The 22,368-nt window shown below is 71.7% G+C and carries 17 protein-coding genes; 14 read left to right on the forward strand and 3 right to left on the reverse strand.

From position 1 onward, the window contains the following. Positions 1-64 precede the first annotated feature (64 nt). Entirely contained in the window at positions 65-997 is a 933-nt protein-coding gene (locus AB0C15_RS07340; protein WP_357349628.1) for a LysR family transcriptional regulator, read from the reverse strand. Positions 998-1,032: 35 nt separating this feature from the next. Here AB0C15_RS07340 and AB0C15_RS07345 point away from each other — a divergent pair, with 35 nt between their 5' ends. The 7 genes from AB0C15_RS07345 to AB0C15_RS07375 all read left to right on the forward strand — a co-directional run bounded on the left by AB0C15_RS07345 (position 1,033) and on the right by AB0C15_RS07375 (position 9,242). Beyond that, positions 1,033-1,764 carry a succinate dehydrogenase cytochrome b subunit gene (locus AB0C15_RS07345; RefSeq protein WP_357349891.1) on the forward strand — a complete coding sequence of 244 codons (732 nt, stop codon included), beginning with the start codon at positions 1,033-1,035 and terminating at the stop codon, positions 1,762-1,764. 1 nt (position 1,765) lies between these two features. Further along, positions 1,766-3,703: a fumarate reductase/succinate dehydrogenase flavoprotein subunit gene (locus AB0C15_RS07350; protein ID WP_357349630.1), complete on the forward strand. Its 1,938-nt coding sequence runs from the start codon at positions 1,766-1,768 to the stop codon at positions 3,701-3,703. Beyond that, positions 3,700-4,464 (forward strand): succinate dehydrogenase/fumarate reductase iron-sulfur subunit, encoded by a 765-nt coding sequence (locus AB0C15_RS07355; RefSeq protein WP_357349632.1) that lies wholly within the window; start codon positions 3,700-3,702, stop codon positions 4,462-4,464. Before AB0C15_RS07350 ends, AB0C15_RS07355 begins: the two co-directional genes overlap by 4 nt. 267 nt (positions 4,465-4,731) lie before the next feature. Next, positions 4,732-5,916: a zinc-dependent alcohol dehydrogenase gene (locus AB0C15_RS07360; protein WP_357349634.1), complete on the forward strand. Its 1,185-nt coding sequence runs from the start codon at positions 4,732-4,734 to the stop codon at positions 5,914-5,916. Between the two features lie 13 nt (positions 5,917-5,929). Further along, positions 5,930-6,859 carry an SDR family NAD(P)-dependent oxidoreductase gene (locus tag AB0C15_RS07365; RefSeq protein WP_357349636.1) on the forward strand — a complete coding sequence of 310 codons (930 nt, stop codon included), beginning with the start codon at positions 5,930-5,932 and terminating at the stop codon, positions 6,857-6,859. A gap of 114 nt (positions 6,860-6,973) precedes the next feature. Beyond that, positions 6,974-7,978: a serine hydrolase gene (locus tag AB0C15_RS07370; protein WP_357349639.1), complete on the forward strand. Its 1,005-nt coding sequence runs from the start codon at positions 6,974-6,976 to the stop codon at positions 7,976-7,978. Between the two features lie 124 nt (positions 7,979-8,102). Further along, a complete protein-coding gene (locus AB0C15_RS07375) occupies positions 8,103-9,242 on the forward strand; it encodes an MBL fold metallo-hydrolase (RefSeq protein WP_357349641.1) in 1,140 nt (379 codons plus the stop codon). Positions 9,243-9,290: 48 nt separating this feature from the next. Here AB0C15_RS07375 and dgt read toward each other — a convergent pair whose 3' ends face one another. Next, entirely contained in the window at positions 9,291-10,802 is a 1,512-nt protein-coding gene (gene dgt, locus AB0C15_RS07380; RefSeq protein ID WP_357349644.1) for a dGTP triphosphohydrolase, read from the reverse strand. A 141-nt stretch (positions 10,803-10,943) separates the two neighbouring features. Between dgt and AB0C15_RS07385 the strand changes: the two genes are divergently transcribed. Together AB0C15_RS07385 and AB0C15_RS07390 are read left to right on the forward strand one after the other, a co-directional pair. Then, positions 10,944-13,472, forward strand: a complete 2,529-nt coding sequence (locus tag AB0C15_RS07385) for a Tex family protein (protein WP_357349646.1) — start codon at positions 10,944-10,946, stop codon at positions 13,470-13,472. Between the two features lie 466 nt (positions 13,473-13,938). Then, on the forward strand, positions 13,939-14,406 hold the full coding sequence (locus AB0C15_RS07390) for a hypothetical protein (protein ID WP_357349647.1): 468 nt from the start codon (positions 13,939-13,941) through the stop codon (positions 14,404-14,406). Here AB0C15_RS07390 and AB0C15_RS07395 read toward each other — a convergent pair. Beyond that, complete coding sequence (locus tag AB0C15_RS07395; RefSeq protein WP_357349649.1) at positions 14,336-15,283, reverse strand: DUF389 domain-containing protein; 948 nt, start codon at positions 15,281-15,283, stop codon at positions 14,336-14,338. The two genes, AB0C15_RS07390 and AB0C15_RS07395, sit on opposite strands and share 71 nt — an antisense overlap. A 418-nt stretch (positions 15,284-15,701) precedes the next feature. On the opposite strand from AB0C15_RS07395, the gene AB0C15_RS07400 reads away from it, so the two are divergent. From AB0C15_RS07400 to AB0C15_RS07420, 5 genes are all read left to right on the forward strand, one after another. Next, the gene (locus AB0C15_RS07400) at positions 15,702-16,415 is read left to right on the forward strand and encodes a sugar transferase (protein WP_357349651.1); all 714 of its coding nucleotides are present in this window, start codon (positions 15,702-15,704) and stop codon (positions 16,413-16,415) included. Then, positions 16,412-17,560: an aminotransferase class I/II-fold pyridoxal phosphate-dependent enzyme gene (locus AB0C15_RS07405; protein WP_357349653.1), complete on the forward strand. Its 1,149-nt coding sequence runs from the start codon at positions 16,412-16,414 to the stop codon at positions 17,558-17,560. The genes AB0C15_RS07400 and AB0C15_RS07405 overlap by 4 nt, the downstream gene beginning before the upstream one ends. Further along, positions 17,557-18,201: an acetyltransferase gene (locus AB0C15_RS07410; RefSeq protein WP_357349655.1), complete on the forward strand. Its 645-nt coding sequence runs from the start codon at positions 17,557-17,559 to the stop codon at positions 18,199-18,201. Before AB0C15_RS07405 ends, AB0C15_RS07410 begins: the two co-directional genes overlap by 4 nt. A 72-nt stretch (positions 18,202-18,273) precedes the next feature. Further along, positions 18,274-19,497, forward strand: a complete 1,224-nt coding sequence (locus AB0C15_RS07415) for a glycosyltransferase family 4 protein (protein ID WP_357349657.1) — start codon at positions 18,274-18,276, stop codon at positions 19,495-19,497. Positions 19,498-19,637: 140 nt separating this feature from the next. Next, positions 19,638-22,364: an O-antigen ligase family protein gene (locus AB0C15_RS07420; protein ID WP_357349658.1), complete on the forward strand. Its 2,727-nt coding sequence runs from the start codon at positions 19,638-19,640 to the stop codon at positions 22,362-22,364. Positions 22,365-22,368: the final 4 nt, after the last annotated feature.

Below are 22,368 nucleotides of genomic sequence, written 5' to 3' on the forward strand. Positions count from 1 at the left end.
GTCGGCGCGGCCGGGCCTGGTCGCTGCCGCCCGGTAGCGGCGGCCGGCGGGGCGGGCTCGGGGGTCAGGTCAATGGCTCGACGCCGGGAGGCAGTTCGCCGAGGTCGATCGCCGACTGGACGTAGTCGAGCAGGATGCGCCGCAGCTCCCGACCGGCGTGGGTGGGTACGACGTCGCGGCGGCGGGCCACCGCGATGGTCCGCCGCACTCCGGGCGGCGCCAGCGGGGTGATCCGTACGCCCGGCCGGCGGGCCAGCACGATGCCCGGCAGCAACGCGATGCCGAGCCCCGCCTCGACGAAGCTGAGCACCGCGTCCATCTCGCCGCCGTCCACCGCGAAGGTGGGTTCGAAGCCCGCCGCCCGACACGCCTGGATGGTGGCGTCCCGCAGGTCGTACCCCTCCCGGAACATCACCATCGGCTGGTTCCGCAGGTCGGTGATGTGCAGCTCGCCTGTGGTGGACGCGGTCGGCACCTCCCCGACCGAGGCCACCACCAGGCTCTCCCGCAGGATCGGGTCGACCCGCAGCCCCGGGTCGGCCCCCTGCGCCGGCATGATGATCAGGGCCAGGTCGAGGTCGCCGCGGAGCAGGTCACGGACCAGGTCCTGGGAGCCGCCCTCCTCGACGCGCAGGTCGATGGTGGGGTGCGCGTCGCGGAACCGGCGCAGCACCGGCGGGGCGAGCGAGGTGGCCAGGCTGGGGGTGGCGCCGAGGCGGACGCGGCCCCGGCGCAGCCCGACCAGCTCCTGGACCTCGCGGGTCGCGGTCTCCACGTCGGCGAGGATCCGGGTGGCCAACGGCAGCAGCACCTCCCCCGCCGCGGTGAGTGCGATGTTGCCCCTTACCCGCTCGAACAGCGGTGCCCCGAGGTCGGCCTCCAGAGCGTGAATTTGCTTACTGAGAGAAGGCTGAGTGATGCCCACGATGTCGGCGGCTTGGGTGAAATGTCGTACTTCGGCCACCGCAACGAAGTACCGGAGCTGATGGAGCTGCATCTACATAGCTTACGGCTATCAACACTGCGAGTTTGATGCATTGGACGACTGATCGAAGTGCTCCTAGCGTCGGTCCTGTGGTAATCACGAAAACTCGGTCGCCCATCCGCTCGAACGTCGGCCTCAAGGCCGTCATGGCGGTGACGGGTATTGCGCTGGTCCTGTTCCTGATCGCGCACATGCTCGGAAACCTGAAGGTGTTCACGGGGGAGACCTCGTTCGACCACTACGCGCACTGGCTGCGCGACATCGGCAAGCCGCTGCTGCCCGGCGTCTGGTTCCTGTGGATCCTGCGCACCGTGCTTGTGGTGGCGGTCGTCGCCCACATCGTGGCCGCCACCGTGCTGGCCCGGCGTGCCCGCGCCGCCCGCCCGGTCAAGTACGCCCACCGCAAGAAGGTCAACGGCAGCTACGCGGCCCGCACGATGCGCTGGGGTGGAGTGATCATCCTGCTCTTCGTGATCTACCACCTGCTGGACCTGACCACCGGCACGCTGAACCCGGTCGGCAACGAGAGCAAGCCGTACGGCAACGTCGTCGCCGACTTCGCCCCGGAGCGCTGGTACGTCACGCTCTTCTACACGCTCGCCATCGTCACGGTGGGCTTCCACCTGCGCCACGGCGCGTTCAGCGCGTTCCGCAGCCTCGGCCAGCAGACACCGCGCGGCGAGCGCCGGGCACGTGCCGCGGCCCTGGTCTTCGCCGTGCTGCTCTGCGCCGGATACCTGGTGGTCCCGTTCGCCGTACTCACCGGATTGGTGTCCTGACATGGATCTCTTCACCGAGGGCGACCCGATCGCCGACACCAAGGCACCCGCCGGCCCGGTCGAGAAGCGCTGGGAGACGCGGCGCTTCGAGGCCAAGCTGGTCAACCCCGCCAACCGCCGCAAGATGACGGTGATCGTGGTCGGCACCGGCCTGGCCGGCGGCTCCGCCGCCGCGACCCTCGCCGAGCAGGGCTACCACGTCAAGTCCTACTGCTACCAGGACAGCCCGCGCCGCGCGCACTCCATCGCGGCCCAGGGCGGCATCAACGCGGCGAAGAACTACCGCAACGACGGCGACTCCGTGCACCGGCTGTTCTACGACACCGTCAAGGGCGGCGACTTCCGCTCCCGGGAGTCGAACGTGCACCGACTCGCCGAGGTGTCCGTCAACATCATCGACCAGTGCGTGGCCCAGGGCGTGCCGTTCGCCCGCGAGTACGGCGGCCTGCTGGACACCCGCTCCTTCGGTGGCGCCCAGGTGCAGCGCACCTTCTACGCCCGGGGCCAGACGGGCCAGCAGCTCCTGCTCGGCGCGTACCAGGCCCTCGAACGGCAGATCGGCCTGGGCAACGTGGAGATGAACACCCGGCACGAGATGCTGGAGCTGGTCCTCGTCGACGGCAAGGCCCGCGGCATCGTCGTCCGGGACATGGTCACCGGCGAGATCAGCACCGAGATGGCCGACGCCGTCGTGCTCGCCTCCGGCGGCTACGGCAACGTCTTCTACCTCTCCACCAACGCCAAGGGCTGCAACGTCACCGCCACCTGGCGGGCACACCGCAAGGGCGCGTACTTCGCCAACCCCTGCTACACGCAGATCCACCCCACCTGCATCCCAGTCTCCGGCGACCACCAGTCGAAGCTGACCCTGATGAGCGAGTCGCTGCGCAACGACGGCCGGGTCTGGGTGCCGAAGGCCAAGGGCGACGACCGCAGCCCGAAGGACATTCCGGAGGACGAGCGGGACTACTACCTGGAGCGGATCTACCCCTCCTTCGGCAACCTGGTCCCCCGCGACATCGCCTCCCGCGCCGCCAAGAACGTGTGCGACGAGGGCCGGGGCGTCGGCCCGACCAAGCTCGGCGTCTACCTCGACTTCGCCGACGCGATCAACCGGCTGGGCCGCAAGGCCATCGAGGCCAAGTACGGCAACCTCTTCGAGATGTACGAGCGGATCACCGGCGAGGACCCGTACGAGGTGCCGATGCGGATCTACCCCGCCGTGCACTACACGATGGGCGGCCTGTGGGTCGACTACGACCTCCAGTCGAACATCCCCGGCCTGTTCGTGATCGGTGAGGCGAACTTCTCCGACCACGGCGCGAACCGGCTCGGCGCCTCGGCGCTGATGCAGGGCCTCGCCGACGGCTACTTCGTGCTGCCCACCACCATCGCCAACTACCTGGCCTCCGGCGGGTTGGACAAGGTCGACGCCAGCCACCCGGCGGCGATCGAGGCGCGCACCGACGTCGAGGACCGGATCCGGCGGCTGCTGGCGGTCGACGGCGACCGGACCGTCGACTCGTTCCACCGCGAGCTGGGCCAGATCATGTGGGAACACTGCGGCATGGAGCGCAGCGAGGCCGGGCTGCGCAAGGCGATCGGCGAGATCCGCGACCTGCGCGAGGCGTTCTGGCAGCGGGTCAAGGTGTCCGGCACCGGCGAGGAACTCAACCAGTCGCTGGAGAAGGCCGGCCGGGTCGCCGACTTCTTCGAGCTGGCCGAGCTGATGTGCATCGACGCCCTGCACCGCGAGGAGTCCTGCGGCGGCCACTTCCGGGCCGAGCACCAGACCCCCGACGGTGAGGCGCAGCGCGACGACGAGAAGTTCGCGTACGTGGCGGCCTGGGAGTTCACCGCCGACGGCGAACCCTCGGTGCTGCACAAGGAAGACCTGACATTCGAGTACGTCCACCCCACGCAGCGGAGCTACAAGTGAACCTGACCCTGCGCATCTGGCGCCAGAAGGGCCCCGAGGACAAGGGCCGGATGGTGACCTACCCGGTCGACGACGTGTCTCCGGACATGTCGTTCCTGGAGATGCTCGACGTGCTCAACGAGCGGCTGATCCTCGCGGGCGAGGACCCGGTGGCGTTCGACCACGACTGCCGCGAGGGCATCTGCGGCATGTGCGGCCTGATGATCAACGGTGACGCGCACGGGCCGCAGCGCGGCACCACCGCCTGCCAACTGCACATGCGGCAGTTCAAGGACGGCGAGACGATCGACATCGAGCCGTGGCGGGCCAGCGCCTTCCCGGTCGTCAAGGACCTGGTCGTCAACCGGAGCGCCTTCGACACGATCATCGCGGCCGGCGGGTACGTCACCGCGCCGACCGGCAGCGCGCCCGAAGCCCACTCCACCCCGGTGGCCAAGGCCAACGCCGACGCCGCCTTCGAGTCGGCCGCCTGCATCGGCTGCGGCGCCTGCGTCGCGGCCTGCCCGAACGGCTCCGGCATGCTCTTCACCGCCGCCAAGCTCACCCAGCTCTCGCTGCTGCCGCAGGGCCAGCCCGAGCGCTACACCCGGGTGATCGGCATGGTCGACGCACACGACGAGGCCGGCTTCGGCGGCTGCACCAACGCCGGCGAGTGCACCCCGGCCTGCCCGAAGGGCATTCCGCTGAACACCATCGGCCGGCTCAACCGCGACTACCTCGCGGCCACCGCCAAGGGAGCCAACAACACCCCCGGCTCCTGACGTCCACCAAGGCCGCCGTATCCCGCGTTCCCCGGGGGTACGGCGGCCTTCGTGGTGGGCCGGTCTGGTGGTCCCTCCCGGATCGCGTGATCCACTCGGGTTTCAGGAAGTCGGCCTGTCACGGGGCGTCGGATACCGCGTCGTCAAGGAACGCGAGTGGATCACTGAGCGGAGCCCGAGGCACCAGCGGAACTGGCGGGCGGCCGGTTCAAGTGCCCGAGCCCGGGTAGCAGTCTTTCGAGACGGCGGTACGAAGGGATGAGGGACATGAAGGCGCTCACCTGGCAGGGCAAGCGGGACGTACGGGTCGAGGACGTCCCGGACCCTCGGATCGAGGAACCGACCGACGCGATCGTGAAGATCACCTCGACCGCGATCTGCGGTTCCGACCTGCACCTGTACGAGGTGCTCGGGCCGTACCTGAAGCCCGGTGACGTCCTGGGTCACGAGCCGATGGGCATCGTCGAGGAGGTCGGGTCGGAGGTGACCGGGCTCAAGCCGGGTGACCGGGTGGTGGTGCCGTTCAACATCGCCTGCGGCAGTTGCTGGATGTGTTCGCGCCAGCTCTACGCGCAGTGCGAGACGACCCAGGTCACCAGCGAGGGCAAGGGTGCGGCCCTGTTTGGCTACACCTCGCTCTACGGTTCGGTGCCGGGCGGGCAGGCCGAGTACCTGCGTGTCCCGCAGGCCCACTTCGGGCCGATCAAGATCCCGGAGACCGGCGCCGACGAGCGCTACCTGTACCTGTCCGACATCCTGCCGACCGCCTGGCAGGCGGTGAAGTACGCGGACACCCCGCCGGGCGGCACCCTGGCCGTCTTCGGGTTGGGCCCGGTCGGGCAGTTCTGCGCGCGGATCGGCCGTCACCTCGGCGCGGGCCGGGTGATCGGGTTGGATCTGGTGCCGGAGCGGCTGGAGCTGGCCCGCCGGCACGGCATCGAGGTGCTCGACGTGAGCCAGTTGTCCGATGTGCCGGGCGCGTTGATCGACCTGGTCGACGGTCGGGGCCCGGACGCGGTGATCGACGCGGTCGGGATGGAGGCGCACGGTTCGCCGGTGGGCAAGCTCGCCCACGCCGCGGTCGGGCTGCTGCCGGACAAACTGGCCCAGACGATGACCGACCGCGCGGGCGTCGACCGGCTGTCCGTCCTGCACGCCGCACTCAAGGGGGTTCGTCGTGGCGGCACCGTGTCGGTCTCCGGGGTGTACGGCGGCGAGGCGGACCCGATGCCGCTGATGGAGATGTTCGACCGGGGCGTCCAGCTACGGATGGGGCAGTGTCACGTGCGTCGGTGGACCGACGAGATCCTGCCGCTGCTCTCCGGCGACGACGACCCGCTGGGCGTGGAGGACCTGCGTACCCACCGGCTGCCGCTGGGCCGGGCGCCGCAGGCGTACGAGATGTTCCAGAAGAAGGAGGACGGCTGCATCAAGGTCGTCCTCGAACCATGAGTGCGAGAGTGCGGTGAGCCGGGTGGTCGTGGTCGTCGGCGCGAGCAGCGGGATCGGCCGGGCGACGGCCCGGGCGTTCGCCGAGCGCGGCGACCGCCTGGTCCTCGCCGCCCGCGCCGCCACGACCCTGGCCGAGGTACGCGCGGAGTGCTCCGACGTCGACGTGCTGACCGTGCCGACCGACGTGACCGAGCCGGACGCGCTCGACGCGCTCGCGGAGGCCGCGCTCGACCGCTTCGGCCGTGTCGACGTGTGGGTGCACACGGCGGCGGTGATGGCCTACGGTCGCTTCGACGAGCTGCCCGGGCGGGTCTTCGACCAGGTGGTGCGGACGGACCTGCTCGGCGCCGCCGGTTCGATACGGGTGGCGCTGCGGCACTTCCGGGGCACCGGCGCCGGGACGGTGATCGTCACCGGTTCGGTGCTGGGGCACGTCACCGCGCCGTACATGGGCGCGTACGTGGCGAGCAAGTGGGGGTTGCAGGGTCTGGCCCGGACGGTGCAGCAGGAGTTGCGCGACAGCCCGGAGATCCGACTGTGCCTGGTCAACCCGGGCAGTGTGGACACTCCCGTCTACCAGCAGGCGGCCAACTATCTGGGCCGGATCGGGCGACCTCCGCCGCCGGTCACCAGCCCGCAGCGGGTGGCCAGGGCCATCGTGGACTGTGCCGACCGGCCCCGCCGGGAGGTCTCGGTGGGCCGGCTCAACGTGGTGCTGCGGGCCGGCTTCACCGTGCTGCCGGGGGTCTACGACGTCCTCGTCGGGCCGCTGATGCGAGCGGCTGGCCTGAGTGGACGCTCAGTCGCCGCGCACGACGGCTCGGTCTTCACCGCGAACCCGGTCGGCGAGGCGGTACGCGGCGGTCACCTGCCTGACCTGCGGAAACTGGTGCTCGGACCGGTCGGCGCGGTGGGCGCGGCACTGCGTCGACGGTTCGTCTGACCTTGTTCGGAACTGTTCGGGACACGTTCGGGGGGCATCGTGCGTCGATCAACTCGCCTAGGGTGGTGGGCTGGCAAGCGCTCCGGCGCACCACGATCGGGGAGACGATTCACGATGCGATTGAACCGCAGGACCGCACTCGGGTTGGGCACTGTGGCCACCGCTGGCACAGTGCTGGGCGCTGCCGCCCCGGCGAGCGCCGCCGAGGCCACCGAGGCCGCACCGACAACCCCCGCTCGGGCCGCCCTCCGGGTCGCCTCCGTCTTCACCAAGCACAGCACCGCGGCCGGCGGCAACTGGCAGGCGTACGTCAGCGTCGCCGACCCCGCCGGTGCGCCGGTGGTCGCGGTGGAGGCTGACGCGGACCGGCGGATCGAGGCGTACAGCGTCAACAAGATCGCCGTGGCCACGGCGGTGCTCGACAAGGTCGACAGGGGGCTGCTCACCCTGGACCAGCAGGTCGAGGTGAGCGCGGCGATCGTCGTGCCGGGCGGTGACGGCATCTTCAGCCTGGACGGCGCGTACCCGAGCATGGTCACCATCGGGCACGTGCTGGCCAACCTGCTGACCGTCTCGGACGACACGGCGGTGCGGCTGTGCGGCCTGGTCGCCCCGGCCGCCGAGATCAACTCCATCCTGGTGGCCAAGGGCTTCCCGAACACCCAGGTCCAGCCGGTGGCCAACCCGAACCGCTTCTTCCTCGGCACCAGCACCCCCCGCGAGACGCACGACCTGCTGCGCGCCCTCGTCGCTGGCACGCTGCTCTCCCCCGCCTCGACGACGTACCTGCTGGGCATCCTGCGCTCCCCGGTGGCGTTCACCGACGGCATCCGGCGCACGATGTCCTCCGACGAGCGGGCCCGGATCGCCACCAAGGCCGGCTGGTTTGCCGACGCCCGGCACGAGGCCGGTGTGATCTTCGACCGCTCTGGCGCGGCGGTCCTCACCTACGCCCTCTTCGCCGACGGGCAGGCCAACCCGGAGGACTTCGGCGCGACCCACCCGGCGGTGCAGGCCCGGGCCGCCATGGGCCCGAAGCTCCTGGCCGCCGTGGACCGGATCGCGGGCGTGGGCAAGACGTTCCGGATCACCGCCCGACGCCCCAGCAACGGCGGCTGAGCAGGCTCCCCACCTCGTCCCGGGTCGGTCGTCGCTGCCGGCGACCGACCCGGCGTGGCGACCGCCGAGGCGCGGCTCGGTCCGGGTGACTACCGTGTAGGGCGGACACGTCGGAGGGACGGCAATGGCACGAGCGCAGAGCACTGACGTCGAACGGTCACTCGGGCGGCGGATGCGGGGCGCGGCTGGCCTGGCCGCGCTGGCCGGCCTGGCCTGGGTCGCCCGGGATGTGCCGGCGGCGCTGGGTGGCCGGCTCAGCGGGGCGCGGGCCGAACGGGCGGCCCGCTCGCCGCAGTTCCGCGAGGGCACCTTCCACAACCGGGCCGGCACCCGCACGATGGTCGCCGAGCCGGGGCGCAACCTGGTGCGCGAGCTGATCTTCGGTAAGCAGAAGCGGCGTCCCACCGCGCCGGTGCCGCTGCTGCGCCCCAGCGTCGACGCGCCGCAGGCCGCCGACGAGCTCAACATCGTCTGGTACGGCCACGCCTCGACGTTGATCGAGATCGAGGGCCGGCGGGTGCTGCTAGACCCGGTGTGGAGCGACAGGTGCTCACCCTCCGGGTTGGTCGGCCCGCGCCGGCTGCACGAGCCACCGATACACCTCGACCAGCTGCCCCGGCTGGACGCCATCCTGATCTCGCACGACCACTACGACCACCTCGACATGCACACCGTGCGGGCGCTGCTCGTCGTGCAGTCCGCGCCGTTTCTGGTGCCGCTCGGCGTGGGCGCGCACCTGGAACGCTGGGGCGTACCCGCCGAGCGGATCATCGAACTGGACTGGTCCGAGTCGCACCGGGTCGCCGGCCTGGAGATCACCGCCACCGCCGCCCAGCACTTCTCCGGTCGAGGGCTGCGCCGCGACGGCACCCTCTGGAGTTCGTGGGTGGTGGCCGGGGCGCGTCGCAAGGTCTTCTACACCGGCGACTCGGGCTACTTCGACGGGTACGCGGAGATCGGTGCCGAGCACGGGCCGTTCGACGTGACGCTGATGCAGATCGGCGCGTACGACCGGGCCTGGCCGACGATCCACATGTTCCCGGAGGAGGCGGTCGACGCCCACCTCGACCTGCGCGGCGGGTTGTTCGTGCCGGTGCACTGGGCGACGTTCAACCTGGCCCTGCACGACTGGTCCGAGCCCGTCGACCGGCTCTGGGCCGAGGCGAAGGCCCGCGACGTGCGGCTCGCCGTGCCCCGGCCGGGTGAGCGGGTGGTGGTCGACGAGCCACCAGCGGTCGACGGCTGGTGGCAGGCCATCGCCTGAGCAGAACGGCCTGCGGCCTGGGCCAGGTCACCGGTCGGAGCGGCAGGGTCAGAGCACGAACGCGTCGGTCCAGAGCGCGCCGGACCGACCGGAGAGCGCGTCCAGCATGGCCACCGCCTGACCGTCGGTGAGCTGCGCGACGAAGTCCACGATGGCCCGCCCCCGGGCGCGACCGATCCGGTCCGGGGTACGCGGGTGCAGCTCCGCCTCGGCCAACTCGACCAGGTCGTGCAGCCGGCGGGGCAGCCGGGACTCCTCCTCCGGGTCGAGCAGCCACTCCCAGAGCGCCTCGACCAGGGTGCCCAGCAGGCGGGCCTGGCCGCGCTGGTGCAGGGCCAGGTCCGGGCGGGCCAGCACGAACCGATGGTGGACGAACTTGAGCACCTGCACCTCGTGCCACTGCGCACAGCCCAGCAGCACGTGCCCGGAGCGCACCGACGGCGTGTCGGCGACGGTGATCGCCTCGACGAAACGGGTGGACCACCGGGCGGAGAAGCGCGCCACGTACTGCTCGGCCTCGATCGAGCCGTCGAACGGCATCGCCAGCAGCCCGTCCACCAGCTCCTCGCGGACGTGCTCGACGGCGGCGGCGAACGCGTCGTCGTCGGCGATCCAGGCGTCCTTGCGGTGCAGCTGCCGCCGTAGCCGTTCGATCGCCGCCCCGGGGCGCCGGGCGGCCGTGGCCAGCGCCGCGTCGGTGATCGCCCGGAGCTGCCCGCTCTCGCGCTGCCAGGCCATCAGCTCCGCGGAGACCGAACCCTGCTGGAGCACACCGACCCGGTAGAAGTCCTCCACGTCGTGGATGGCGTACGCGATGTCGTCGGCGGTGTCCATCACGGACGCCTCCACGGTCTGCTGCCAGTCCGGGATGCGGCCGGCGAACGGCTCCCGGGCCTGCCGCAGGTCGTCCACCTCGGTCCGGTACGCGCCGAACTTCGACGAGCCGCTCTCCGGGTCGTCCGGCGGCGGGGTGGCCCCGCGCGGCGGCGGGTCCATGGTGCGGGGGTGCGGGTCGGGGTGGTCCAGCCGGGTCCACGGGTACTTCAGCATCGCCGCACGGACCGCCGCGGTGAGGTCCAGGCCGGTGGTGGCGGCGCCGCGGATCTCGGTGCTGGTGACGATCCGGTACGACTGGGCGTTGCCCTCGAAACCGTCGGAGAGGCCGAGACGCTGACGGGCCAGCCGGTCCAGCACCCGCTCCCCCAGGTGCCCGAACGGTGGGTGGCCGAGGTCGTGGGCGAGCGCGGCCGCCTCCACCACGTCGGGATCGCAGCCGCCGAGCTTGTCCAGCAGATCGCGCCAGCGCTCGTCGGCGGTCAGCCGCTCGGCGATGGACCGGGCCACCTGGGCGACCTTGAGGCTGTGCGTGAGCCGGTTGTGCACCAGCAGGCCGGACCCGACCGGGCTGATCACCTGGGTGACACCGCCGAGGCGGGCGAAGAACGGCGAGCCGACGATCCGGTCCCGGTCGGCGCGGAACGGGTTGGCCGTGAGGTCGCCGAGGGCCCGGGCGCTGCCGCCGAAGAGCCGTCGGGCGCGCGGCTCCGCGACAGATTCCATGATCGCCACGCTAGCGCAGGCCGCGAGGGAGCGCCGCCGGGTCATCCCGGCCGGGCGCGACGACAACCGTCGGGGCCGCCCGGCACAATGCAGGCGTACCCGCTCTCTGAGGGCGGATCGAGTCGAAGGCGGATCGAGATCGTGACCCAGTCTGTTCATCAGCGCATCGCCGACGAGCTCGGCGTGGCCGAGCGTCAGGTGCGGGCGGCCGTGGACCTGCTCGACGGCGGCGCCACCGTGCCGTTCATCGCCCGCTACCGCAAGGAGGCCACCGGCCTGCTCGACGACACCCAGCTGCGCACCCTGGAGGAGCGGCTGCGTTACCTGCGCGAGTTGGACGAGCGGCGGGCCGCGGTGCTGGAGTCGATCCGCGGTCAGGGCAAGCTGGACGAGGCCCTGGAAGCGCAGATCATGGCCGCCGACTCGAAGGCCCGGCTGGAGGACATCTACCTTCCGTACAAGCCGAAGCGGCGGACCCGGGCGCAGATCGCCCGCGAGGCCGGGCTCGCGCCGCTGGCCGAGACGCTGCTTGCCGACCCGACCCAGGACCCGAAGGCCACCGCCGCCGCATTCGTCGACGAGGAGAAGGGCGTCGCCGACGCCGCCGCCGCGCTCGATGGCGCGCGGGCGATCCTCATCGAGACCTTCGCGGAGGACGCCGACCTGATCGGCACGCTGCGCGAGCAGATGTGGTCGCGGGGCCGGCTGGTTTCCCGGGTACGCGACGGTCAGGAGACCGCCGGCGCGAAGTTCGCCGACTACTTCGACTTCTCCGAGCCGTACCCGAAGCTGCCCTCGCACCGGATCCTGGCGATGTTCCGGGGCGAGAAGGAGGGCATGCTCGACCTGACGATGGAGCCGGAGGAGGCGGGCGAGGCGGACGCCGTACCGACCGGGCCCAGCCGGTACGAGGCGGCGATCGCCGGCCGGTTCGGGGTGTCCGACGCGGGCCGCCCGGCCGACCGTTGGCTGACCGACACGGTGCGCTGGGCGTGGCGTACCCGAATCCTCATCCACCTCGGCGCGGACCTGCGATTGCGGCTGTGGCAGGCGGCCGAGGAGGAGGCGGTGCGGGTCTTCGCCACCAACCTTCGGGACCTGCTGCTCGCCGCGCCGGCCGGCACCCGACCCACGATGGGCCTGGACCCGGGCCTGCGGACCGGGGTGAAGGTGGCAGTGGTGGACGCCACCGGCAAGGTGGTCGCCACCGACACCATCTACCCGCACGAGCCGCGCCGGCAGTGGGACGCGTCGGTCGAGACCCTCGCCCGACTGGCCGGGGCGCACGGGGTGGAGCTGATCGCGATCGGCAACGGCACCGCCTCCCGCGAGACCGACAAGCTCGCCGCTGACCTGATCGCCCGGCACCCGCAGCTCAACCTGACCAAGGTGATGGTCTCCGAGGCCGGCGCGTCGGTCTACTCCGCCTCCGCGTACGCCTCGCAGGAACTGCCGGGGATGGACGTGTCGCTGCGCGGCGCGGTCTCCATCGCCCGGCGGCTCCAGGACCCGCTCGCCGAGCTGGTCAAGATCGACCCGCGCTCGATCGGGGTCGGTCAGTACCAGCACGACCTGTCCGAGGTGAAGCTGTCCCGGTCGCTCGACGCGGTGGTGGAAGACTGCGTCAACGCGGTCGGGGTGGACGTCAACACCGCCTCCGCACCCCTGCTCACCCGGGTCTCCGGGATCGGCGCCGGCCTGGCCGAGAACATCGTGCTGCACCGGGACGCCAACGGCCCGTTCCGCTCGCGTACCGCGCTGAAGAAGGTGGCCCGGCTCGGGCCGAAGGCGTTCGAGCAGTGCGCCGGCTTCCTGCGCATCCCGGACGGGGACGACCCGCTGGACTCGTCAAGCGTGCACCCCGAGGCGTACCCGGTGGTGCGCCGCATCCTCTCCACCACCGGGCAGGACCTGCGCTCGGTGATCGGCAAGAGTGGGATCCTGCGCGGGCTGCGGGCCACCGACTTCGTCGACGAGCGGTTCGGCCTGCCCACCGTCACCGACATCCTCGCCGAGCTGGAGAAGCCGGGCCGCGACCCCCGCCCGGAGTTCCGCACCGCCACCTTCGTCGAGGGGGTGGAGAAGATCAGTGACCTGACGTCGGGGATGGTGCTGGAGGGAGTGGTCACCAACGTGGCCGCGTTCGGCGCGTTCGTCGACGTCGGGGTGCACCAGGACGGTCTGGTGCACGTCTCGGCGATGTCCCGGACCTTCGTGAAGGACCCCCGCGAGGTGGTCAAGTCCGGCGACGTGGTCAAGGTCCGGGTGCTCGACGTGGACGTACCCCGTAAGCGCATCTCGCTGACCCTGCGCCTGGACGACGAGCCAGGTGCCGACGCCGGTCGGGGCGACCGGACCAGCCAGGAGGGTCGCGGCGGACCGGGTGGTCGCGGCGGCCAGCGCGGTCCGGGCGGCCAGGGCGGTCCGGGCGGCCAGGGCGGTCGCGGCGGGCAGGGCGCACAGGCCGGCCAGGGCGGTCGCGGCGCGCAGGGCGACCGTGGTGGGCAGAGCGGTCGCGGTGGCCAGGGTGGGCAGATCGGTCGCGGCTCGCAGGGCGGTCGCGGTGGGCAGGGTGGCCAGGGCGGTCGCGGCGGCCAGCAGCGGCAGGGCGGGTCGGCTCCGGCCAACGACGCGATGGCGGAGGCCCTGCGCCGCGCCGGGCTTGCCTGACCAGACCAATTGACGACGGCGCCCGGGATGCCTGCGGCATCCCGGGCGGCGTTCCCGGCGGCGTTCCCGGCGGCGCTTCCGAGCGCCGCGCTTCCGGGTGAATCTTGGACACTTTCCGTTAGCGCGTAACGGAAAGTGTCCAAGATTGACAGTCGCGGCCGTCTTTCGAGTGGACCGGCGGCCAGACGGTGGAGGGCTGCGGCCGGCCAGTGGGGGTCGGCTGGGGCACCTGTCGACGCGGATTCGCGGGAGACGTACCGGTGAGCGTGGACGACAACACGCGGGAGGGCGGGCGTGGGCGCTGGCCCAGCGATCAACGCGCTTGCGTCCGCGCCGCGAACAGCTGACGCACCCCCGGGTCGGCCCGCGGCAGCCCCTACGGCGGAACGGGCCGGCCGCCGACGGCGATCGCGCGGCGCGCAGTGCGGACCGTACTCGAATGGGCCTGTCGCGTACCGTTGAGGTCGTGAGTGAGCCCGACGGTCGGACGTGGCGGGACCAGCAGCGGCAGGCGGTGCGGGCGCACGCCGACGCGGAGACGCGGCGGCGGGCGGCCGAGCAGTCCGAGGCGGCGGAGCTGGTGGCCTGGTTCGTGGCCGAGGCGATCCGGCGCGGGCTGCCTCCCACCCGCCTGGTCGCCCGGGGTTACGACGGCCGTGGTCGCTACCGGACCGGGCTGACCGGGTGGTACGTCGACCGGGCCGAGACCCGGGCGGTGGACGTGGCCGGCCGCTTCCACCTGCTGAACGTGCCGGGTGGTCTGCGGGCCTGGATCTTCGGTGTCGACCCGCAGCCGAGCCCGGCGCCGTTGGTCGTCGGGGCGGGTGGCCGCGACGGAGAGTCGATCCCGTTGCGGACGCTGCTCACCCGACTGCTGGACGGCGGGCCCGGCGAGCCAGGTACCACCACCAGACCTGCTGCACCACGAGGGTGAGCAGCCCGGCCAGGACGATCGCACACAGGTTGATCACCAGTTGGAGTGCCGAGCCGCCCGCCTCGTCCCACACTCCGTAGGCGGCGGCCACTGCGACGTTCGCCGCGGCCGGCACCGTGGTCACCGAGATCAACACCCCGACCAGGCTGCCGGACTTCTTCGACGTCAGGGAGAGCATCCCGGCCACCCCGGCAAGCAGACCGATCACCCAGGACAACGCGTCCGGTCGCCAGATGAAGTTGGTGAGCGGGCGTTCGGCGAGCAGCATCTCCCGGCTGACCAGATCGGCGGCGGTCAGCGCCCAGGTGCTCAGCACGGTGACCGCCATGGCCGCGACAAAACCGACAGTCAGGGCCAGCACCGAACGGCCGATCACGTCGAACCGGCGGCGTAGCAGCGCCACGCAGAGCGCGGCGAGCGGGCCGAACTCCGGACCGACCACCATCGCCCCGACGATGAGGATCGGCTGGTCCAACAGCACACCGATGCCGGCGATCATGGTGGCCACCACGATCAGCACGAGGTAGGTGCCGGAAAGTTCGGTCTGCTCACCGGTCTTCGCGGCGATCTCGTCCCAGACCACCGCGTCCGCTCCGCTCCCCGGTGCCCGTTCCGCCGCCCTGTCCGCCGCGGCGGAGACGGTCAACTCCACATCGTCGGCCGCGATGCCGCCGGTGGCGTCCACGCCAATCCGCTGCAACTCCCGCAACACCCGGTCGGCGCTCTCCCGGACGACGTCGCACTGAATGAGGTCGCCCACGGGTTTCCGGGCGACGCCGGGCTGCACCACCAGATGGGTCACGCCGGGCTCGGCCGCCAACAGGTCGATCACGTCCGCCGACTGCTCCGGCGGAGCGATCACCCTCAGGTGCAGCACGCGTCCTCCCCCTCGCCGACCGCCGGTCCCCTGCTCGCCCGACTGGCCGGTCGAGACCCTACCCGGCCGCCGGCCGCGCCGATCGCAGGAGGGCGCGCCACCAGGACCCACATCCGACCGATCTGGCGCTCCTGACACGCCGACCTTCACGCCAGGCGTTGCTACTCTCCGCAACCCTCTCGTCACTATCGCCCGACCGGCCAGTTCTTGCCCGCCTGAGTGGCCGACGCGTGCCTGCCGCTCGGGCGGATGACCACCGGAGCCGCACAACGCCACAGATCTGGCCGTGTCCGACTACGGGGTTTCGGGGTTGATCGGGGGAATGCGGGCCCAGTGTCGCTATTCGCCGTCGACACACTGTCTATGCCTGATATGACAAATGCGTACGTTTTGTGTAGGTCACGTGGGAGGTCACAACGTGCCAGTGCCTGGTGGTCTCGTGGATGCCGACCTGTCCCTGCGCCGGAGCAGCCCGCAGCGGAGCAAGCGAATCATCGACGTGGTCGTGGCCGCGGTCGCCCTCATCCTTGCAACGCCACTGTTGATCATGGTGGCGGTCCTGGTCACGGTTGGTCTCGGTCGACCGGTCCTGTTCCGCCAGTGCCGTGCCGGGCGGCACGGAGAGCCCTTCGAAATGGTCAAGTTCCGCACCATGCGGCCGCCCAACCTGAGGCTCGGCCTGCTCGGCGACCGCGACCGGCTCACCCCGCTCGGACGGTGGCTGCGCGCCACCAGCCTGGACGAGCTACCGACGCTGTGGAACGTGCTGCGCGGTGACATGAGTCTGGTCGGCCCGCGACCGCTGCTCCCGGAGTACCTCAGCCGCTACTCGCCCCACCAGGCCCGACGGCACGAGGTCCGTCCCGGCGTCACCGGCCTGGCCCAGGTACGCGGGCGCAACAGCCTGAGCTGGGAGGAGAAGCTGGACTTCGATGTGCGGTACGTGGACAGCCACAACCTCCGGGTAGACCTGAAGATCATCGCCGGGACCGTACGGACGGTACTGCGCCGCGAGGGGATCTCCGCCGCCGGCTCCGTCACGGCACCCGAATTCCTCGGGACGCCACGCTGGTCACCGCCGCCACGCGGAAACTCCGAACCGATGCGTACCCGCTCGGGCGGTGTCCGATGAGTCAGACGGTGTACCTGTCACCGCCGGACGTCGGGCCGCTGGAGGAGTCGTACCTCGTGGCCGCGCTCCGCTCCGGCTGGGTGGCCCCGGTCGGCCCCGACCTCCAGGCATTCGAACGCGACGTCGCCGAACGGGTCGGTACGGACGGCGCGGTCGCCGTCAACTCCGGGACCGCCGCGCTGCACCTGGCCCTGCTCGGCGTGGGAGTGGGCCCCGGCGACGTGGTCGTCGTGCCCACCCTCACCTTCATCGCCACCGCCAACGCGGTCCGCTACATCGGGGCCCGGCCGATCTTCGTCGACTGTGACCCCCGAAGCGGCAACGTCGACGTCGGCCTGGTCGACGAGGCGGTACGACGGTCGCGGTCCGCCGGCGAGCGGGTCGGCGCGGTCGTGCCGGTGGACATGTTCGGCAGCTGCGTGGACTACAGCCGACTGGTCCCGATCTGCGCCGACGCCGGGATCCCGCTTGTCGAGGATGCCGCGGAGGCGCTCGGCGCGCACCATCGAGGACGCCCAGCCGGGTCTTTCGGGCAGGTGGGGGCACTCTCCTTCAACGGCAACAAGATCATGACCACCTCCGGCGGTGGGATGCTCGTGTCCAACGACGCGGCCCTGCTGGCCCGAGCCCGCCACCTCTCCACCCAGGCACGAGAACCGACGCCGCACTACGAACACCGCGAGACCGGCTACAACTATCGGCTGAGCAACCTGCTGGCCGCACTCGGCCGGGCCCAGCTCGTCCGGCTGGACGGGATGATCGCCCGACGCCGTCACCTCCGCGACCAGTACGCCAAGGTGTTCGCGCCGGTCCCCGGAGTCGAACTGGTCGGCCTCGACGACGCCGGCTCGAACTGCTGGCTCACCGTCATCACCGTCGACGAGGAACAGTGCGGCTGGCGGGCCGCCGACCTGGCGGCGCATCTCGCCGGCCACCACATCGAGACCCGGCCGGTCTGGAACCCGATGCACCGTCAGCCCGTCTTCGTCGGCGCGGACAGTCTGCTGACCGGCGCCGCCGACCGACTCTTCACCCACGGACTCACCCTGCCCAGCGGCAGCGCCCTGACCGAACAGCAGGTCGGCAGGGTGTTCGAGGCGATCGACGAGTTCCTCACCGGGCAGGCGACGGGACGGACAGCATGACGATTCCGCTGGTGATCGTGGGGTGCGGTGGCCACGGCCGTGAGGCGCTGACCATCGCCCGCGCCATGAACGCCGAAGCGGACCAACCGTGCTGGCGCCTGCTCGGCTTCGTCGACGACCGGCCCAGCGAGGTGAACCTGAAACGGGTTCAGCAGCTGGACGTGCGGTACCTCGGCGGGCTGGCGTGGCTGCGCGACGCCCCGGCGGACACCCACCACGTCATCGGTATCGGGGATCCCCGGGTACGACGCGCGGTGGCCGAGCGTGTCGACGCGTACGCGACGCCGGCGACGAGCCTCGTCCACCCCGAGGCGACGATCGGGCCGGACACCCGCCACGGCCCAGGCTTCGTGGCGTTCGCGGGTGCCCGGGTCACCACGAACGTGACCATCGGCCGGCACGTCCACCTCAACCAGAACGTCACGGTCGGCCACGACAGCACACTCGCCGACTTCGTCTCGGTGAACCCGCTCGCGGCCGTCTCCGGCGACTGCGAACTCGGCGAGGCGGTGCTGATCGGCACCACCGCCGCGGTGCTGCAGGGGCTGCGGGTCGGTCGGGACGCCACGGTCGGCGCTGGCGCGTGTGTCACCCGGGACGTGCCCGCCGCCGCCGTGGTCAAGGGCGTACCGGCGCGCTGAGCAGCACCGACCGACCCCAGACGGGATCGACACCGACGCCGTGCCCACGTGGCCCGGCACGAGGAGCAGGACGTGAGCACACACCCCCGCAGTGCCAGCGAACGGCCACTGCGCGTACTCCAGGTGACAAGCACAGCCGTCGGCGGCGACTGGTTCCACGATCAGGTGACCGGGTTGGCGCGGCGCGGCCACGACGTGTGTGCGGTCGTACCGGGCGAGGGTCCGCTGACCGCCCGCCTCCGGGCAGCCGGAATCCGCACCGAGGTGGTGCAGATGTCCGGCTGGCGCCCACAGCAACTCCCCCGGGTCGCGGCGGCTCAACTGCGCCTCGTCCGCCTGATCAGACGGTTCGACCCCGATGTGGTGCACGGCCACCTGGTGAAGGCCAACATCGCCTGCCGGTTGGCCAGCCTGGCCGCTGCACGGCCGCTGCTCGTCAACCAGATCGCCGGCGCCGTGCACCTGCGCAGCCCGCTGTTCAGCCGCCTCGACCGCGCGACCCTGCCCCGGGTGGACGTGCTGATCGGGTCGTGCCACGCCTTCGCCGAACGGTACCGACGCCTCGGGGCGCGGACGGTGACGGTCAGCCACTACGGGTGTGACGTGCACCGACTCGACCCGACCGCGAGCGGGCAGCCGTTCCGCGCGGAGTTCGGGCTGCCCGCCGACACCCCCACCGTCGGGATGCTCGCGCACATGTACCGCAGCCGGCTGCAGGCGTTCCAGGACATCGGTTTCAAGGGCCACGAGGTCTTCATCGACGCGGCGCCGCGCCTGTTGGACCGGGTGCCGGCAGCCTACCTCTTCGTCGTCGGCGACGAGTTCACCGGGGACGTCGGCTACCGACGCGAGTTGGAGCAGCGCGCCGCCCGGTTGGGCGTGGCCGAGCGGGTGCACTTCACCGGCCGCCGCACCGACGTGCAGAACGTCCTGGCCGGCCTCGACGTGGCGGTCACACCATCGCTCGACGAATCCGCGTCGTACGCCACCGTCGAGGCGCTGTTGATGGAGCGGGGCGTGGTGGCCAGCGACGTCGGCGGGCTGCCCGACACCGTGCAGCACGGGGAGAGCGGCCTGCTGGTGCCCCCGGCCGACCCGGCGGCGCTCGCCGACGCCGTCAGCGACCTGTTGCAGGCTCCTGAGCGGCGGGCCGCCATGGGCCGGCTCGGACGCGACCGCTGCCTGCACCTGTTCGACATCGAACGGACGGTTGCCGACGTCGAGGCGATCTACCGGGCGGCACTCGACGGTCGTCCACTGCCGCAGTCCGGTCGCCTGTCGGAAGTTGCCACGTGACGGCCGCGACGCCGCCTCCCGGTCCGGGCACCGCCCCGGGTACGGATGCAGGGCTCGCGGCGGCCGACTGCCGTGACCTGGCCGAACCCGACCCTTCACGCACCGAGCCCGGCGGCCCGACGCGCGTCTCGGAGAGCACGATGTCGGCCGCCGCCGCCGGATCGGTCGGGACCCGGGTGGTCCTGCTCGCCGTCAGCCTGGCGACAGGGGTGCTGGCGGCCCGGGTGCTCGGCCCGCACGACCGGGGCGTGGTGGCGGTCGTCCTCGCCTGCGCCTCGATCTTCGGAGCGCTCCTCACCGTGGGGATGGAGACGGCAAACCTCCGGTACGCCGGCGGTTCGGTCGACGCCCACCGTCGAACGGTGTGGTGGAGCCTGCGCCACGTCGGGACGGTGGGAGTCGGGGTGGCGGCCACCTGGGGAGCACTGGCGGTGGTGGTCGGACCGGCCGTACGGATCGGGCTCGACCCGCTCACCCTCGGCCTGGCGTTGGCCCTCGGCCCGGTGGTGCTGCTCTCCTCCCTGCTCGGCACGGCCGAGATCGGCCGTAGTCGGGCATCGGTCTACAACCTGACCGTCATCGGAGGGCTGCTCGTCTACGGTGTGCTGCTCGTCGTCCTGACGGTGACAGGTCGGGCGGACACCAACACGGTGATCGGCGCGTACCTCCTGGGGCAGGGCTGCACCGCGGCGGCGCTGCTGGTCCGCGCGCTGCCGTTGAGCCGCGAGCCCGGCCCGCCCGAGGACGCGGCGGCGTACCGGGCCTTCGCCCGCCGGGTCTACGCACCGAACCTGGCCCAGTTCGCGATGGTCCGCAGTCAGGTCCCCGCCATCCACCTCCTGTCCGGTGCGGGTGGCGTCGGCGTCTACGCGGTGGCGGTGCCGTTCGCCGAGATGCTCCTGGTGCTGCCGGTGGCGCTCAGTCTCATCCTGGTGCCGGCGGTCGCGCACGGTGGCGCCGACTGGCACACCGTCCGCCGGATGTCCGGGTGGACGCTGCTCATCACCGCGGCCGGGGCGGGAGTGCTGGCCGCGGTCGCGCCGCTGGTCTTCCCGTTGCTCTTCGGGCCGCAGTTCGCCGAGGCCGTACCGGTGCTGTGGGCGATGCTGCCCGGCCTCATCGTGCTCGCGGTCGCCCGCACCGCGCAGAGCTACCTCACGGCGGTCGACCGCCCGGGCCCGCCGACCCTGGCGGCCGTCGGCGCCGCCGCCGCCGGGCTGGCCGCCATGGCAGTCCTCATTCCACGGTTCGGCACCCTCGGAGCGGGCCTCGCCGTATCGGCTGGATACGTCTTCTATGGCCTGGTCGTCGGCTGGGCCTTCCTCGGTTACCGGCCTGTCCAGGGCCGGAGAAACGGTCCGACGAACATGACGATCGAACACGGGGACCGGCACGCGAGGTCACCACGACGCGAACGCGAATCCATGCTGCCGGAGTGGGGCAGGGCGGCCGGCGTACTCGTCGCCGGCACGGCCGCCGGCGTGGTCGCGGTGCAGGACACCACGCTCCTGCTGCGACTGGCTGCCCTCGCTGTGGTGGTGCTCGTCATCACCCTGCCCGGGTTCGGCCTCTACTGCATCGCGCTGGCGGTGCCCGCGTCGCAGTTGCCCATCGCCCTGGCACCGGACACCACACCGTTGCTGGCACTGATCCTCTGCACCCTCGTCGGCACGCTGCTGCGGGGCCGTCCGGCCCGGCGCAGCATGCCCGCCGTCCTCATCGTCACCGCCCTGACCTGCCTCCTCGCTCTCGGTGTGGCAGTCGGTGGTCAGCCCAACCAGGCGTTCCGGTCGGTCGCCGTGATCGCCGTTCCGCTGGCCTGCATACCGCTCATCGACAGTGCCCGGGCCCGATCGAGGAGCGTGCTGCTCGTCTTCGCCGTCGCGGCCACCGCCGTCGGTCTGGTCCACGCCGCGCTCGCCCTGGTCGGGACACCGATGCTCACCGAGGAGAACCCGGCCCTGGCCGAGTCGCTCAGCGGCCTGAACCACAACGCGTGGGGGCCGATGTTGCTGCTGGCGCTCGCCGTGCTGCTCTCCAGGCTGCGGCCGGACGTGTCGCGTGCGGCCCGCCTCCTGACCGTCGTGGGGGTCGGCGCCATCACCGTCAGCGTGGTGCTGTCCTACAGCCGCTCGACGTACATCGGTGGGGCGTTGCTCCTGCTCAGCTTCGTGATCCAGCGACGCCGCACGGTGGCCCTGGCCTTCACCGGCATGGTCGTCGTACTCGCGGTCGGCCTGACCGGCGTGCAGTTGGTGCCCGACAAGGTGGCCGAACGGATCGCCTACACCACGGTGGACGGACGACTGGACAGCTCCAGCAGCGTCCGCCTGGACCTGTGGCTCAGCGCCCTACGGATGGCGGCCGATCACCCGGTGGTCGGCGTCGGGTTCCAGAACTTCCGGGCCCACCTGCCGGAGTACTTCCAGTCCGAGGTCACCGTGGCGGCCGTCGACGTGCAGATCGACAGCCTCAACCACGCCCACAACACCTACCTGACGGTGCTGACCCAGACCGGGCTCGTCGGCGTCCTCCTGGTGGGTGGACTCCTGTTCATGGTGATCCGGCTGGTCCGCCGACGCCTGCGCGCCGGTGAGTCGACGGCGGAGGCGGCAGTGCTCGGCATGGCCGCGATCGCGGGGTGCAGCCTGTTCGGCGAGCCGTTGCTCACCCTCCCGGTCCTCATCCCGTTCGTGCTGCTGCTGGCCGTCGCCACCGCCCGCCTGCCGGTCGAGGCGGACCCCGCTGCCGGCGTACCCCCGGCCGGGCCCAAGCACTCGATGCGGAACAGGCCGGCCCGCAGGCCCGCCTCCGTCGGCAAGCGCCCGGCCCGCAGCCGCTCCGCCGTCGACCGGGTCCTGACATGACCAC

This window comes from Micromonospora sp. NPDC048835 (genome assembly GCF_040649995.1).
Classification (GTDB): Bacteria; Actinomycetota; Actinomycetes; order Mycobacteriales; family Micromonosporaceae; genus Micromonospora.

Excerpts from the sequence above, each read along its gene's own strand:
- AB0C15_RS07340 (WP_357349628.1), bottom strand. The coding sequence starts at position 997 with ATGCAGCTCCATCAGCTCCGGTACTTCGTTGCGGTGGCCGAAGTACGA.
- AB0C15_RS07345 (WP_357349891.1), top strand. The coding sequence starts at position 1,033 with ATGCATTGGACGACTGATCGAAGTGCTCCTAGCGTCGGTCCTGTGGTA.
- AB0C15_RS07350 (WP_357349630.1), top strand. The coding sequence starts at position 1,766 with ATGGATCTCTTCACCGAGGGCGACCCGATCGCCGACACCAAGGCACCC.
- AB0C15_RS07360 (WP_357349634.1), top strand. The coding sequence starts at position 4,732 with ATGAAGGCGCTCACCTGGCAGGGCAAGCGGGACGTACGGGTCGAGGAC.
- AB0C15_RS07370 (WP_357349639.1), top strand. The coding sequence starts at position 6,974 with ATGCGATTGAACCGCAGGACCGCACTCGGGTTGGGCACTGTGGCCACC.
- AB0C15_RS07375 (WP_357349641.1), top strand. The coding sequence starts at position 8,103 with ATGGCACGAGCGCAGAGCACTGACGTCGAACGGTCACTCGGGCGGCGG.
- dgt (WP_357349644.1), bottom strand. The coding sequence starts at position 10,802 with ATGGAATCTGTCGCGGAGCCGCGCGCCCGACGGCTCTTCGGCGGCAGC.
- AB0C15_RS07405 (WP_357349653.1), top strand. The coding sequence starts at position 16,412 with ATGAGTCAGACGGTGTACCTGTCACCGCCGGACGTCGGGCCGCTGGAG.
- AB0C15_RS07410 (WP_357349655.1), top strand. The coding sequence starts at position 17,557 with ATGACGATTCCGCTGGTGATCGTGGGGTGCGGTGGCCACGGCCGTGAG.
- AB0C15_RS07420 (WP_357349658.1), top strand. The coding sequence starts at position 19,638 with ATGTCGGCCGCCGCCGCCGGATCGGTCGGGACCCGGGTGGTCCTGCTC.